Genomic DNA, 14,078 nt, shown 5'->3' with positions numbered 1-14,078 from the left:
AATTAAAACCTCTCTTCCTTATCTAATAGGATTTTGTGATATAACTTCTACTCCCTTAATTCTCCATGGTTCTGATACAAATATTTGGTTTCCACCGCCAACATAACTACCACCTTGATTTCCTGCTGGTCCTTCATAGATAGTAGTACCTTTAGGAATTTTAATTGCATATACTGTATCTAATGGAGATAATCCAGTTAACACTCCTGTCTTTGGATCTATCCATTGTGCTTTTACTGCCGAATCCAAGCGTCCCTGAATTCTTGTACCTGGTTCCCTTGTAAAATATTGCCCTAAAGCATTTTTACCACCACCAGCTTTACCTGAACGATAGAGTATTGTTTCACTTTCAAGTATTTTGACATTATACATACCACTTCTAAATGTAGAAGCAGCACCAGGATTAATCTCTGTTAATGGCCCCGGATTTTCAATCATATTATAAGTATAATTAGTTTTACCTTCGCTTTTCGAATTTAAGGTCAAGCCATTAGCATTAATATCCTTGTCTTTTCCAAGATTCGTATTCACTGAAAACTGCTGCTGCATCATTTCACTAACAGATTTCTTTTCAATCCCATATACATTGACCTTGATTCCCGTACCAGTACTTACGGATTGCACACGGATCTTTACCGGTACTTGTATCTGTCCAATTTTTTTGCCAAGAGTCGAAATAGTTTGCTTGCCTTGTTCAGTCACTTTTTGTGCATATTGATTACTGTATGGTTGTTTAACTCCTTTTGAAACATTATAATCCACATACCTCGCTGCTCCTGCAACCCCAGCAATCCCCAACGCCTGAAGCAGGCTAGACTGGCGCTGTTCCACTGTCAGCTCATTACCAAACATGTCCTTCCCGGTCACAGCCTCACTGAGTCCATTTGTTGCCACGAGGCCATAGATTCCCATTTCTGTTTGTTGCAGGATATTGAAGGATTTTGAAGTCTTGTAGGCATCGAGTGCGTGGCTGGCTGCATTCATGCCCCGGGCAGTTTTGTAGATTGCGCTGCCGCCTTTGAAGGCCCTGCCTGCCCAGCCGACGATTGGGATGAAGCCGGCTGCGGCCATTGCTCCGGCGGTGACGCGCTGGGCAGTGGACAATTTCTCTCCCGTCACAGGATCGATTCCTTCTGTTGCCCGTTTATAATCATAATAACCGGTGATTTCACCAGTAAAGGTGGAAACGGCATCCCATGTTTTTTCATACCATGGACGGTTTTCCATCTCTTTCATTTCTTTTTCGATTCGCCGCGCTTCTGCCTGGTCTCTTTTGAAGGAGAGATAACCTTTGGTTTGTTTTTCTGCTTCATCTTTAAGCTTATATACTTCGCTGCTTTTGTACTTTTGGGCATCAAAATAGAGAGGGGAAATCGTTCCTCCCTTGCTGCTGGATTCCAGCAATTTGCTGAACAAGCCTACAAGGTAGCTTTCCTCGGATTCTGAGGATTCATATTCACTTTTTAAATTGGCATCAAGAGTGTTTACTTTTTCGATTGTGTCGTTCCTTTTTTTATCTGCTTCATCCATGTGTTCGTCAAATGTTTCTCTGGAGAAAACACTTAATGGTACTAAATCATTGATGCCATCGAATATCTTTTGCAGATCATCCTGCTGCGCAGTCACCATTTGATCGGAGGTACGCCAGGCATTGTCCAGCTCCTCTTCTAAAAAAGGCACCTGGACCACTGTGTCTCCGGACAATTCCGCATCGGAGGCTAAACCTGGAATTCCGTTAAAAAAAGCAATATTTCGGTCTATCAGGGAAATCCATGCATCTACAACATCAATCTGGGCCTGGAAGAAGCCTTTAATAGCCTCGGCTCCCTGCCCCTGGAAGTTTTCGTCTAGGTTAACGACACTGTTAAAAGCTTTTTTTACATTGTTCAATTGATCTTTCAATTCATGATACTGCTCGGCCCGTGCATCCATCGCCGATAGCAGTGTGCCTGCCTCATAGATTTTATTTGCCATTTGTCTATAAGCCCTCTCCCGGTTATTTTTTCACCATCGCTTCATCCTGTTCCTTTAGCAATTCCACATTGGCTCTAGTGTCTTCCAGGTTTTTCTTGACAACCTCCATGTATTGCTGCACCGCTTTATGAATGTTCTCTTCCCGATCCAGCCATTTGGTGGTGTAATCAAGTGAGTTCTGGCCGAGGGAGCCAGCTGCAGGGCTATCCATACTGACTGCATCAAGTGCATTCTTCACTTCTTCCAACGTCTTCATCACTTCTTCGTATTTTAGTTTGATTGTTCCCATTAGAATAGCCGCCTCTTTAAATCACTTATTGTATGTTCCAATGTTTCCACAGCCTCTTCCCCTTTGGCCAAAAGCTTATCCGCTTCATGGGCTATACCACCTGCGATATTCAAAACGTTTCTTTCAACCTCCAACATTGTAATCTTTGACTCTATTTTTTGCTTGTACCCATCATAATCATCATTCGCAATATTTTTCATGACGCTATAGGCTTTTTCACGTGCTTCATCAAAACCTCTTGCCCGGGAACCAGTCCAGGAATTCTCTAAGTTGGGTTCTTCAATTTTTTTTATTTCTCCCAAACTGATGTTTTGTTCTCTATCAATCTCACTTTTCGCGCGTTTAAGCCTCTCGATTTTTGCATCAAGATCGCTGGATGCATTGGAAATAGCAGCATGGATGCCATGCAAAACCTCTGAATAGTCCACTTTGTGATCACCTCAAAATTTTATAAATTCATGATTCTATTTATCTAAAAAACACCTTATTAGTAATCTGTAAAATAATGGCTCACACTCATTTTAATCCAAACCTTCATCATGACTCAACGAAAGACATGATAACGATGAATAAATAGTAGTAAATACCTACTTTCCCAATTATGATGACGTTTTTCCCTTACGGTTAATCGCAAATATCTTCATTACCGGAATCGACATATGTGTAAACTAATCTTAAATAATAGTTGACATTAATTTCATCATTCTATTATCCTTAATTTATACATTTTTTAAAAAAGGAGTATAAAGTTATGAAACTTAGAACGATTGATTTGACATTGGTGGGGATGTTCGTTGCGTTGATGGCTATAGGCGCAAACATTACATCATTCGCTCCCTTCATGGTCGTGGGCGGGGTTCCCATTACACTGCAAACCTTTTTTGCCATTTTGGCGGGAACGATCCTTGGCAGCCGGCTTGGTGCTATTGCCATGATGGTCTACACGGCCGTAGGACTTGTAGGTGCTCCGATCTTCGCTCAGTTTGGCGGTGGTTTTTCAATGATTGTTAAACCCACTTTCGGCTTTATTATTTCATTTATTTTTACAGCCTATATCGTCGGAAAGATCATCGAAAAAAACAGCAGTTTACCTTCTTATATAACTGCTTCTTTAGTCGGGATGGCCGTTAACTATTTGGTAGGAACGAACTGGATGTACTTTGCTTATAAGCTTTGGGCTGCTGCTCCTGAAGGATTCACCTATAAATTGGCGTGGCTATGGATGGCTGCGCCACTGCCAAAGGATATTATTTTGGCCGTATGTGCCGCCTTCTTGGCGCTTCGCCTGGAGAAAACAGTCTTATCGAGAAGCCAATTCAGAAGCATGAAAAAAGTTGCCTAATAGAAAGGGAGTCTAAAGAATGGGAAATTGGAATCAGCTAGCGGTAAGTGTATTAGAAGGCCGGGAATTGAATGATGAAGAGGCATTAGCTATTTTGAACTGTCCTGATGGAGAACTTCTTGAACTGCTTCAGAGCGCTTATACGATCCGTCAACATTACTACGGCAACAAGGTAAAACTGAATATGATCGTCAACACGAAATCTGGTCTCTGTCCGGAAAACTGTGGCTACTGTTCCCAATCCAGTGTTTCGACAGCACCGATCGAGAAATACCGTATGGTTAACAAAGAATCCATTTTAAAAGGTGCCGAGCAGGCCCATAATCTCAATGTCGGTACTTATTGTATCGTTGCCAGCGGAAGAGGCCCAAGCAACAAGGAAATAGACAATGTCGTTTCAGCCGTTGAGGAAATTAAAGATAAATATAACCTTAAGATTTGTGCCTGCCTTGGCCTCATAAAGCCCGAGCAAGCGAAAAGATTAAAAGAGGCGGGCGTTGAGCGTTACAACCATAATATCAACACCTCTGAAAACCACCATGAAGCGATCACCACCTCCCATACGTACCAGGACAGGGTCAATACGGTAGATCTCATTAAAGAAGCCGGTATTTCTCCTTGCTCAGGGGTAATCATCGGTATGAAGGAAACGATGCAGGACGTTATTGATATGGCCAGGAGCCTAAAGGTTTTGGATGCCGATTCAATTCCAGTTAATTTCCTTCATGCAATCGATGGTACCCCGCTCGAAGGGACAGATGAACTGAACCCAAGATACTGCCTGAAGGTGCTATGTCTGATGCGTTTCATTAATCCGACCAAAGAAATCCGTATCTCCGGCGGAAGGGAGAAAAACCTAAGGAGCCTTCAACCGCTGGGCCTATATCCGGCTAATTCTATTTTCGTTGGGGATTACCTGACAACTGCGGGACAGGAGAGCACTGCAGATCACCAAATGCTAGAGGATTTAGGGTTTGAGATTGATTTTGTGAAGGACGATGCTAGCACCGTTTTAAGTTAAGCATATGAATATATGAAAAATATTATTAAAAGGCAAAGCTGTCGAAACCCCGACGGCCTTGCCTTTTTCCGTGATTCACTCCTTAGTCACGATAAGCCTTGCGGTTGACTTTTCCCATATTTATTCGTACGATAAAAGAGTAAACAATTGGAAATTTCCAAGGGAGAGGAAAGTAGTGAATACACGAAGAGCAAGCCTTACTCGAGAAACCATACTAATAGAAGCTTGTCATCTCGTAGCAAGAGAAGGAGTTACATACTTAACCCTTGAAAAGGTAGCAAAAGAAGCGGGTATAAGCAAAGGGGGATTGCTATACCATTTCCCATCAAAAGAGGCCCTGATTAAGGGCATGATTGATGATATGATTAAAAGATCAAATCAGGATATTGAGGATCAGATACCCGATGGAGAGAACCCCCCTGGTGAATGGTTGCGCGCATTTATCCACACAACCTTTGGGGAAGTTGGCCGAAAAGATCTCTTGAGTCCCGGGTTAGTGGCTATTTTGTTGGCTAATCCCAATTTAGTTGAATCTTGGCGTGATACGTATGGTCAATGGGCTAAAAACATTGAAAATGACAATAACAATTTGATGATTGCCACGATTGTTCGTTTAGCTGTTGAAGGGCTATGGTTTACCGATTTGCTTGGTTTTTCTCCGCTAGAAGGAGAATTTCGCGAAAAAGTTATGGAAACCTTGCTGGATCTGACTACAAGAGATAACTATAAATCATGAAGCAGCAAGCCTTATTACTTGTTACAGCAACTCTTGTAAGATTTAAAAAGCAGCCTCGTCTATTTTAATAGCCTTGGCTGCTTTTTATATAACGCTAAATTATTCACTTTAGCTTTTTGAGATTTCTTCCATGACTGGCTTTTGCTTTGCGTCTCCTCCCGAAAGATAATCCAGGACGAGGGATATAAATAATTGACCAGTGATCAGCATCGAACGCTCATCGACATTAAACCTGGGATGATGGTGTGGATAAGTAGCTTCAAGCTCTTCATTTCCCCCGCCAACGAAGAAGAAGCTTCCAGGTACTTTTTGCAAATAATAGGAGAAATCTTCACCGGCCATTATCGGTGCTATACGTTTTACTTTACTCTCCTCAAGAAGCTTTTTTGCGAGCTCTTCTACCTTATTGGTTTCCTCAGGATGATTCCACACAGCCGGATAACCTCTTGTAAAGGTAAAGTGTGCACTTGCCCCCGCCCCTTCGCATGCGGATGATGTGATTTGCCCAATTGATTTTTCAATTAAATCGCGGACACTTTCTTCAAAACTGCGAACGGTTCCCGTGATCTTTGCTGTGTCGGGAATGATATTAAAGGCCTCGCCAGCGGCAAAAGTACCTACTGTTACGACTGCGGGTTTAAGCGGGTCAACACGACGGCTTACGATTTGTTGCAGCTGTAAGACGAGTTGGCTCCCAAGTACCAGGGAATCCACTGTTAAATGAGGCGTTGCACCATGGCCGCCTTTGCCGCGAATTTCTATTTCAAAGGAGTCCATAGCTGCCATCATCGGACCTTCTCCTACACCTACAGTACCAATCGGTATCGGGGACCAGACGTGTGCGCCATAAATGACGTCCACTCCATCCAGACAGCCGTCTTCGATCATTGCTTTAGCTCCGCCTGGTATTTTTTCCTCGGCAAATTGATGGATAAAGACAATATTTCCTTCCAGTTCTTCTCTTACTTCGCTGAGAACCCTCGCTACCCCAAGCAATCCCGCGGTATGGATATCATGGCCGCAGGCGTGCATGACTCCGGGTATCCTTGATTTGTATTCAACTTCTTTTTCATCCTGGATCGGCAGTGCGTCAAAATCGGCACGTAACGCTATCGTTTTCCCTGGCCTGCCTCCTTTTAGAAGCCCAACCACTCCTCTGCCTCCGACGCCCGTTCTTACCTCAAGCCCCAAGTCAGCTAAATAGTCAGCAATCTTTTGGGGAGTATTAACTTCTTGAAATGAAAGTTCGGGATACATATGAAGATCCCTTCGAAGTTCTATTAAATCCGGGTATACTTCATGCAGCCTTTCAAATAAATGTTCTGTTTTCAACATCTTATGTACTCCTCTCTTATGAATTTATTCTTTGTAATGTAGCGACTTGAGACAAATGGTTATCATAAAGATGACTTTCCTGTTCTTTTATAGAACTCAGGATTTCAATAGTAATACTTGCGCCTTTTACAGCCAGTTGATTGAAGAAGGCAGGTAAATAGAGGACAGGGTTTTCTGTTTCTTCTATTAAAGACTTCCGTGGTTCAAAAATCAATAGTCCCTTGTAAAATTCCCCCTCAATGAATGCTGTTACACGAAACATTCCTTTGCCAGGCAGTAAATAAGGTTTCTGTATACTGATTTTCGATTTTAACGATTCCGTTTTTCGGTTCTGTTTTAACCCTTCAGCAAATGTTGCTTCTATATAATAAGGCCGCCCTAACAACTCATTTACAAAAGAGATGTTCCCCTGTTTTAAATAATTGCGAATGGCCGTACTTCCGACCTTAGCGTCATACCGCAATATTGGATCAATGATATCAACCTCATACCGGCCCTCGCTCCTCTGTTCCAGATACTCAGGAGTACCGGCTCCTTTACTTCCAAACTTGTAATCAAATCCTGCAACAACATGCTTAATATTTAATGGAATGATAAAATGCTCGATGAAATCATCAGGTTGCAGCTTAGAAAGGGCAGGGCTGAATTGAACAATATATGCTATGTCGACACCGATATTTTTAAAGATGTCCAGCTTATCTTCTAGTGGCGTCAAATATCTGGAATAGCCTCCTTTACCGAGCACTTCTCTAGGATGGGGATGAAAGGTCATAACAGCGCTCGCTACTTTTTTGCTTTTAGCAATTTGAATCCCGGTTTGAATGACTCGTTGATGAGCTAAATGGACCCCGTCAAAATAACCCAAAGAGACTACGGAAGGAATGTGATATTCTGAGAGATCCAATGGATAAGACAAATAGCATACCTTCATTTTTATTCACGCCTTTTCTTAGATATTCTTGGAGCATTTTCAGATTGTTGCTTTATGTAAAAAGGACAAGAAGGAGATTAAAAGGTAACCTCTCTTCTGTCCTTCAACTAAAATTTGAATCTTATTTTACTGCGGTTTCTAACTCATCTATAAAACTGCCGAATTGACGATGAAAATGTAATAGTGGTTGTTTCATTTCACTGACCGTGACATGTTCGACCAATCCGATAAAAATTGTATGATCTCCTGCCACCACCACATTATCCACTTTGCAATGAACGTGTGCCAAGGCGTCTTTCACCCTATGTGTTTTCCCGTCATGATCAAAATCTGTGAACTCTTCAAAGAATTTAGCCGTTCCCGGTTTCGCTCCCGCCTTTGCCACGTTTGTTTGGTCATTGCTTAATATGCTGACACCAAACCGCTGCTGTTCCGTAATTGCCTCTGTGCTAGCGTTTTTAGTAAACAAACTGATTAAAAGTAATGGGGGTTCCATCGATATCGAACAACAGGCGCTGACCGTCACTCCCCATGGACGCCCGTCAACTTCTGATGTTACCACCGTTACCCCTGTAGCCAAACGGCCCATTGATTCTTTGAACAAATCTGTAACTTGCTGCATAATCTCCCCCCTTACTTGAATGAAAAACATTATTCTGTTGAATTATCGTAAATCGTGTTTATATAATGGTTTAATTTCACCATTCGCTCTTGGCAATCCAAGATAATCACGGACAAAGTTCGTTTGTTCCGTACGCTCATAAGATCTGTAAAGTTCAGATCGAATGACCGGTGCGTTTGTCGCATTCAGGTTTTCAAATAAACCGACTCTGGAAGCATGGCTGCTGCTTGTCAGATCCCAGATGAAGTTAAAGAATTTGTTTTTGTCGCGTGCCGAAACCCCGGCTCCAGGCAGATATTCTTCCAGTTTAGCGCCAATCTCCGGATGGTCCCATACTTTACCTGGAAAGCGGCTGATTAATCCTTGTCCGCTTAAATCGCGAAGAATATGCATAATGCGCGGATAATTTTCAATTGAATATAGTCGGCCTGCCGTTAAAAATCTGGTGGAAGGCACTAATACTCCATTCCACATTTCGGATTGTTCTTCAGCAGCTATTATAGCGGCTTTTAATGTGGATGAATAGGTGATCACTTCAGCGACGGCATCTCGGACTCCCTGGAAAGAAGACGTACCCAGGACATCAACGATTGTTTGCACAGCGCCCACTAAAATTTCCGAGCGGTACATCAATCGGCCTAGTATATGCCAGTGAAAAAGAGAACCGGATTCGCGATATAATCCTAGCATTTTTAAATTTCTTAAACTAAAGACGTACTCACGAGGCAAGAAAACGTTATCGAACAAGATCATATTATCCGTTTCTTCACCCTGTGAATCGATCGGATGGTCCTCAAATGAAGAATCCGGTGCAGTGACTGGTTCGCGAAGTACCAATGTGATTCCCGGTGAATTCATCGGAACTGCACACCACAGCGCCGCTTCAAGTTCTAAGTTCGCAGAAGTAGCTGTCGATACAGTCGCGAAGTGCCCTTGGACACCGGCAGACCCAACTGGTTTTGCCCCACTTAAAACGATACCATCAGGGCGTTCTTCAACCACCCTCAGCGTACCTTTTTTCTCGGAAGCCGGTAAATTTTTATCCGTTTGCACATCAGGAATCAAATCGGCGCTCGTAATATTGTGTTTTTGGCTAAACTCTACGAATTTTCGAACATTGTCCGCATATTCAGGATTTTCTTTTTCAATTTTATCAATAATGGAAAGAAAACCCATAGCCATCATCGAGCCATAATCATTGGGACGTCCAAAGACCCCAAGGGTGCTGTACGTACTCAATTTTAACATTTCGCGTCGTATTTTATAATCCTCTTTCGTTTTTGGGACAAGCCAATTCGTACTATATCTTTTACCATCCTCAGGACTAATAAAAGTCGCAATATCCTTCGTAGCGGGATCAAACTGCATATCATAAATTTTCGCTAAATTTTCGACTCCGCGTTTTAGTGCCGGATGAGTAGGAACATCTGCAACTTCGCTTCCTTGGGAATCGATTACTCTTCTTCCATCTCTGAGGCTTTCTTTATACTGTTCACCAGTCATTAAATGGGGTTCTGAACCTTGACTTAGTACTTCCTTAATTTTACTCGTAACAGTGGCTACACTCATTTTTTAACCCCTTCCAATCGGTATGAATTTAGTTCAGGAATTCGGCCGTTATAATATGGAAGCTGCACTTCCCGTGGATTATATGTTCCTTCATCGATACACTTTCTAACATGGAGTGCAATTTCCTCCATGGTGGCGAACCATACATTCCCTTTTTCGTGCATATATTGAATCATTTTGTCGATTCTGCGGCATCTTGCAAGTCTTCCAGAAAGGAAAGGGTGCCACACAGATACCCACATCCCGCCATATTCCCAAGCTGCTTCAAATTCATCAATCCACACTTCCATGGCGCGATCCGGCGATTGTATGGACATATCATGGCCAAAATCAGGATTGTGTGCATATTGAGGCCAATCATCCATAGCCCAATGAGTTGGTAATTCAATCACTTCATTTGACCCTTCACCTTTTAACACATACGGTATATCGTCTGCCATCAAGGAAGAATCATATATAAGTCCTTCTTTTGCCAAGTAATTAACGGAATGCTTGGAGAAATTCCACCATGGCGCTCTCCAGCCTGCTGGCCGTTTTCCTACATGCTTTTCGAAAACCTCAATACTGCGTTGAAACCAATAAAGCTCTTCATCTTCAGACAATTCATTCGGATGTTCATGTAAGTATCCGTGATGGCCTATTTCATGTCCGTCTTTAAGGATCGCTTCAATGTAGTTAGGATATCTTTCAATATTCCAAGCCGGTACAAAAAAGGTTTGTTTCATATCATATTTTTTATACATTTCCAAAATGCGAGGGATAGCGACTTCGTCATACCGTACCCAGGAATTTGAAGAAATTTTTGTATCAGCAGCATCAGGATGGTCCAAATGCAGAATGCTGTCTGTGTCGACATCAAAAGTAATAGCGACTGCGCATTTTGCACCGTTAGGCCACGGAATAGGATTTTTTATCATTTTTTCTCCTCCTCTATGATTGCGATTGCTTCTACTTCTATTAAAAGGTCATCCCACATCAGACCAGCTACACGAATGGCTGTTCCGGCTGGACCAGGATCAGCTATGTATTCCATTCGTACTTTGGTCATTTTTTCCCAAAACTCAGTTGCTTGTTTTTCGTCTCCATTAAATACGTAATAGGTGTTTAGCTTCACGATATCTTTCATATCGGCACCTACTTCGTTTAGCACCTTACGAATATTTTCAAAAACATTGCGTGTTTGAATTTCAATATCGCCAACACCTACAATGCCATTTTCATCAGCAGAGATTTGGCCACCTACAAAAACTTGGTTTCCAACTTTCCATCCTTGTGAGAAAGGTACGGGCATACTCCAATCCCAGTGGCCTTTAGGCATGATTCTTATTTTTTTCGTGATTGTCTTTTCCATGATCCACCTCACCTGAGTATTTTGATTTCATTCTGGCTTCGTCTTATTCTCTAAAGGTTCCCGGTAGTATAAAGCATTGCTGTTTTCTTTTTTCGAACCACCCCCTTAAAGTATTAAGCGCTTACATTGCAAGTGCAAAATCTATGATAAAACCTGTTTAGTTGAATTCCTACCAATTTTGGTTGAATTCTAGTCCAGTTTGGTTGAATTCCAGCCCTGTATATACAATAAGCATTATCGCTGTTTTCCGTTTAAATCGTTTCTTCCAGGTTTGGTTCCACTCCACTGATTTCGTTCCGTTTTGAAATCGAGTTTTTAACGAGCAGATAATAAAGCGCTCCCCCTACAATTGCAGATGATACAAAACTAATATCAATGCCTCCAACTGAGTTGACAAATGGTCCGACAAAAACAATCGTGTTTGTGAATAATAAGCCTACGATTACACCAATGACCCATGATGTTATAGCGGGCAGATTATAACCATTAGAGTACCAATACAAGCCTCCGCTTGATTTGTGTAAGTCCAACGGTGAATACTGGCCTTTGAACAAGAAATATCCAACTAATTTGATGGTCAGCCAAGGAGATATGGCAACGATAATTAGAGTAACAAATGCATTAACCACATCTACGAGATCATAAACAAATACCGCTAAGAAGGCTACCACTATACTAACAACACTAATGATGATGGTCGTTATGATTCTATTTAACCCCCAGCCAAGAGTTTCCAGACCGAGACCGGCACCATATATGGCAAAACTTCCTTGTGTTAAACTTCCAACTATCCCTACTATTATTAATGGAAGGACAAACCAAGTGGGAGACAGTTCAATAATCCCTTGTACTAATGGGGTGTCCAGGCTTTTGAACATTGTCATGAAATAGGCTGCAGCAATCATTGTTATCCAACAGCCAACAAAGATTCCTCCTCCGGTCCCGAGCATTACAGAACGGGCACTCGTTTTACTTGGGATGTACCGAGTATAATCATTGATGTAAGGTACCAAAGAAACTGGTATTGATAGCGCCGTACTTACTGATAAAAGCCATGTCGCCCAATAACCGTCCAGTAAATAACTTCCTCCCTGGTAAGATGCATCAAACTGAGGCATAAACACAAAGATTGATGAAATAAGAGTTACTCCAGCTATCACTGCCCCAACTTTTTCAATTTTAACAACAAGAGAATGTCCATAAGTTGCTACAATAGTGATCATGATACATATAAGCAATGCTCCAATGACTAGACTTGCATCCCCCGTCGGCAAGCCAAACAATTTATGGCCACCATGGATAATCGATTCGGATCCAGTCCAAACTACTAAGGCATAGAAACCGATAGCTACGACTATGGTTAATAAAGCACCTATTCCTCTTCCTTTCGTACCAAAGTGAGCACCACTGCTAACAATTCCGTTCGTTCCTGTTTTTTGACCGAATAAAGCAATCGGGGCTACTATTATCGAACCTATCAAAAGACCGATTGTAATCGCAAAAAACGAGTCCCACCAACCTAATCCAAATATAACGGGAAGAGCACCAATTAGCATAATTGGGTAACAAGTTTGGGCACCGCCAAGAACAAAAAACACATTCCAAGGATTAGAGTTTCGATCGGCTTCAGGAATATAATCGATCCCTTGAATTTCGATCTTGCTTCCTTGTTCAACTTTACTATTCATTTCCAAATTACTTCCCTCCCTACTTTTAAATGATTTAGAAAAATAGTGACTTGCCCGAAACTTTCTTCCAATCTGTTACCGTCTGGACTGTACAGTGTTAGTCAAAAAAATAGTGCCACCTACTTCCCATTGCCGCTTTTACAGAACGCAAAGCTAATAGTAACTTGCCCGAAACCCTTTACCTCACTATTATGTTACCGTCTGGACCGTAAAGTACTGGTGAAAAAAAATATCGGTATTCCATTGCTGATGTATTGGCTCTTCATCCTGCATGTATCTCTTACTTACATATTAATAGTTTTCAAAATATTCCTCGTTATCAGAATAAACAAAAATAATGGCGTTTGTTTGTGGATTTTCACAAATAATAATGTATGTATTTTTTCTTTGGAGTAATAATTCCCCTTACAAGAGTTCCCTCTTGTAAGGGATAAGTGGATATTGCTATTCTTTCAAATAAGAAAACAACTCTCCTTGTTTTCCATAGTTATCTTTTGCAAGATCCTCGAAAAAGATAAAAATCAGATTCGGATCGACTTCGAAGGTTTCAGAGACCAGCTTTGTCATTTTTTGCACTAAAACACGCTTTTCTTCCGGTGTTTTTCCTTCTATGTTTTTAACGGTGATAAACGGCATAGAAAAGTCCTCCATTTGTCAGGTTTCCCTTTCACTGCATTTCCTTGTTATCCAATGCTTGAATACTTATTTTACGACGGTTTCTTTCTGTTCTAGCTCATCTGTAAAAATGCCGAATTGACGGTGAAAATGCAATAGCGGTTGTGTAAATTCCCCAATCGTGACATGCTCAACCAATCCGATAAAAATCGTATGATCTCCTGCCGCCACCACATTATCCACTTTGCAATGGATGTGCGTTAATGCGTCTTTCACCATATGTGTTTTCCCGTCATGATCAAAATCTGTGAACTCTTCAAAGAATTTAGGCGTCCCCGGTTTCGCTCCCGCCTTTGCGACTTTGGTTTGGTCTTTGCTCAAGATGCTAACACCGAAGCGCTGCTGTTCTTTAATTGCCTCTGTGCTTGCGTTTTTAGTAAATAAACTGATTAGTAGTAATGGAGGGTCCATTGATATCGAACAACATGCACTAACCGTCACACCCCATGGACGTCCGTCAACTTCTGAGGTTACCACTGTCACGCCTGTAGCCAAACGGCCCATTGCTTCTTTGAATAACTCTATAACTTGCTGCATATGCACTT

15 protein-coding genes are annotated in these 14,078 nt (G+C 41.7%); 3 read left to right on the top strand and 12 right to left on the bottom strand.

What is annotated here, in order from left to right; translation table 11 throughout:
- Positions 1 to 18: 18 nt before the first annotated feature.
- The 3 genes from ELQ35_RS07425 to ELQ35_RS07415 are packed head-to-tail and all read right to left on the bottom strand — an operon-like array spanning position 19 to position 2,691.
- The gene (locus tag ELQ35_RS07425) at positions 19 to 1,974 is read right to left on the bottom strand and encodes a ribonuclease YeeF family protein (protein WP_126864192.1); all 1,956 of its coding nucleotides are present in this window, start codon (positions 1,972 to 1,974) and stop codon (positions 19 to 21) included.
- Between the two features lie 22 nt (positions 1,975 to 1,996).
- On the bottom strand, positions 1,997 to 2,263 hold the full coding sequence (locus ELQ35_RS07420; RefSeq protein WP_126864191.1) for a YwqI/YxiC family protein: 267 nt from the start codon (positions 2,261 to 2,263) through the stop codon (positions 1,997 to 1,999).
- Positions 2,263 to 2,691, bottom strand: coding sequence for a YwqH-like family protein (locus ELQ35_RS07415; RefSeq protein WP_126864190.1), 429 nt, complete (start codon positions 2,689 to 2,691; stop codon positions 2,263 to 2,265). Before ELQ35_RS07415 ends, ELQ35_RS07420 begins: the two co-directional genes overlap by 1 nt.
- Before the next feature lie 323 nt (positions 2,692 to 3,014).
- Here ELQ35_RS07415 and ELQ35_RS07410 point away from each other — a divergent pair, with 323 nt between their 5' ends.
- The 3 genes from ELQ35_RS07410 (at position 3,015) to ELQ35_RS07400 (ending at position 5,362) form a co-directional block, all read left to right on the top strand.
- A complete protein-coding gene (locus ELQ35_RS07410; RefSeq protein WP_126864189.1) occupies positions 3,015 to 3,605 on the top strand; it encodes a biotin transporter BioY in 591 nt (196 codons plus the stop codon).
- 19 nt (positions 3,606 to 3,624) lie between these two features.
- The gene (gene bioB, locus ELQ35_RS07405; protein ID WP_126864188.1) at positions 3,625 to 4,626 is read left to right on the top strand and encodes a biotin synthase BioB; all 1,002 of its coding nucleotides are present in this window, start codon (positions 3,625 to 3,627) and stop codon (positions 4,624 to 4,626) included.
- A gap of 175 nt (positions 4,627 to 4,801) precedes the next feature.
- Positions 4,802 to 5,362, top strand: coding sequence for a TetR/AcrR family transcriptional regulator (locus ELQ35_RS07400; protein WP_185861694.1), 561 nt, complete (start codon positions 4,802 to 4,804; stop codon positions 5,360 to 5,362).
- A 108-nt stretch (positions 5,363 to 5,470) separates the two neighbouring features.
- Here ELQ35_RS07400 and ELQ35_RS07395 read toward each other — a convergent pair whose 3' ends face one another.
- The 9 genes from ELQ35_RS07395 to ELQ35_RS07355 all read right to left on the bottom strand — a co-directional run bounded on the left by ELQ35_RS07395 (position 5,471) and on the right by ELQ35_RS07355 (position 14,070).
- On the bottom strand, positions 5,471 to 6,697 hold the full coding sequence (locus ELQ35_RS07395) for a M20 metallopeptidase family protein (RefSeq protein ID WP_126864186.1): 1,227 nt from the start codon (positions 6,695 to 6,697) through the stop codon (positions 5,471 to 5,473).
- A 16-nt stretch (positions 6,698 to 6,713) separates the two neighbouring features.
- Positions 6,714 to 7,628, bottom strand: a complete 915-nt coding sequence (locus ELQ35_RS07390; RefSeq protein ID WP_126864185.1) for an FAD synthetase family protein — start codon at positions 7,626 to 7,628, stop codon at positions 6,714 to 6,716.
- Between the two features lie 121 nt (positions 7,629 to 7,749).
- Positions 7,750 to 8,250 carry a flavin reductase family protein gene (locus ELQ35_RS07385; protein ID WP_185861693.1) on the bottom strand — a complete coding sequence of 167 codons (501 nt, stop codon included), beginning with the start codon at positions 8,248 to 8,250 and terminating at the stop codon, positions 7,750 to 7,752.
- A 42-nt stretch (positions 8,251 to 8,292) separates the two neighbouring features.
- On the bottom strand, positions 8,293 to 9,819 hold the full coding sequence (locus tag ELQ35_RS07380) for a 4-hydroxyphenylacetate 3-hydroxylase N-terminal domain-containing protein (protein ID WP_126864183.1): 1,527 nt from the start codon (positions 9,817 to 9,819) through the stop codon (positions 8,293 to 8,295).
- Positions 9,816 to 10,736, bottom strand: a complete 921-nt coding sequence (locus ELQ35_RS07375) for a polysaccharide deacetylase family protein (RefSeq protein ID WP_126864182.1) — start codon at positions 10,734 to 10,736, stop codon at positions 9,816 to 9,818. The genes ELQ35_RS07380 and ELQ35_RS07375 overlap by 4 nt, the downstream gene beginning before the upstream one ends.
- Positions 10,733 to 11,170, bottom strand: coding sequence for a RidA family protein (locus ELQ35_RS07370; protein WP_126864181.1), 438 nt, complete (start codon positions 11,168 to 11,170; stop codon positions 10,733 to 10,735). Before ELQ35_RS07370 ends, ELQ35_RS07375 begins: the two co-directional genes overlap by 4 nt.
- Before the next feature lie 251 nt (positions 11,171 to 11,421).
- The gene (locus ELQ35_RS07365) at positions 11,422 to 12,858 is read right to left on the bottom strand and encodes a purine-cytosine permease family protein (RefSeq protein WP_246026023.1); all 1,437 of its coding nucleotides are present in this window, start codon (positions 12,856 to 12,858) and stop codon (positions 11,422 to 11,424) included.
- Between the two features lie 444 nt (positions 12,859 to 13,302).
- Positions 13,303 to 13,494 (bottom strand): tautomerase family protein, encoded by a 192-nt coding sequence (locus tag ELQ35_RS07360; protein ID WP_126864179.1) that lies wholly within the window; start codon positions 13,492 to 13,494, stop codon positions 13,303 to 13,305.
- A 66-nt stretch (positions 13,495 to 13,560) separates the two neighbouring features.
- A complete protein-coding gene (locus ELQ35_RS07355) occupies positions 13,561 to 14,070 on the bottom strand; it encodes a flavin reductase family protein (RefSeq protein WP_126864178.1) in 510 nt (169 codons plus the stop codon).
- Positions 14,071 to 14,078: the final 8 nt, after the last annotated feature.

The sequence above is a fragment of the Peribacillus cavernae genome (assembly GCF_003989135.1).
In the GTDB taxonomy this organism is placed as follows: Bacteria; Bacillota; Bacilli; order Bacillales; family DSM-1321; genus Peribacillus; species Peribacillus cavernae.
Note: the sequence above shows the minus strand (reverse complement) of the source record. Positions and strands in the feature narration are given on the sequence as shown.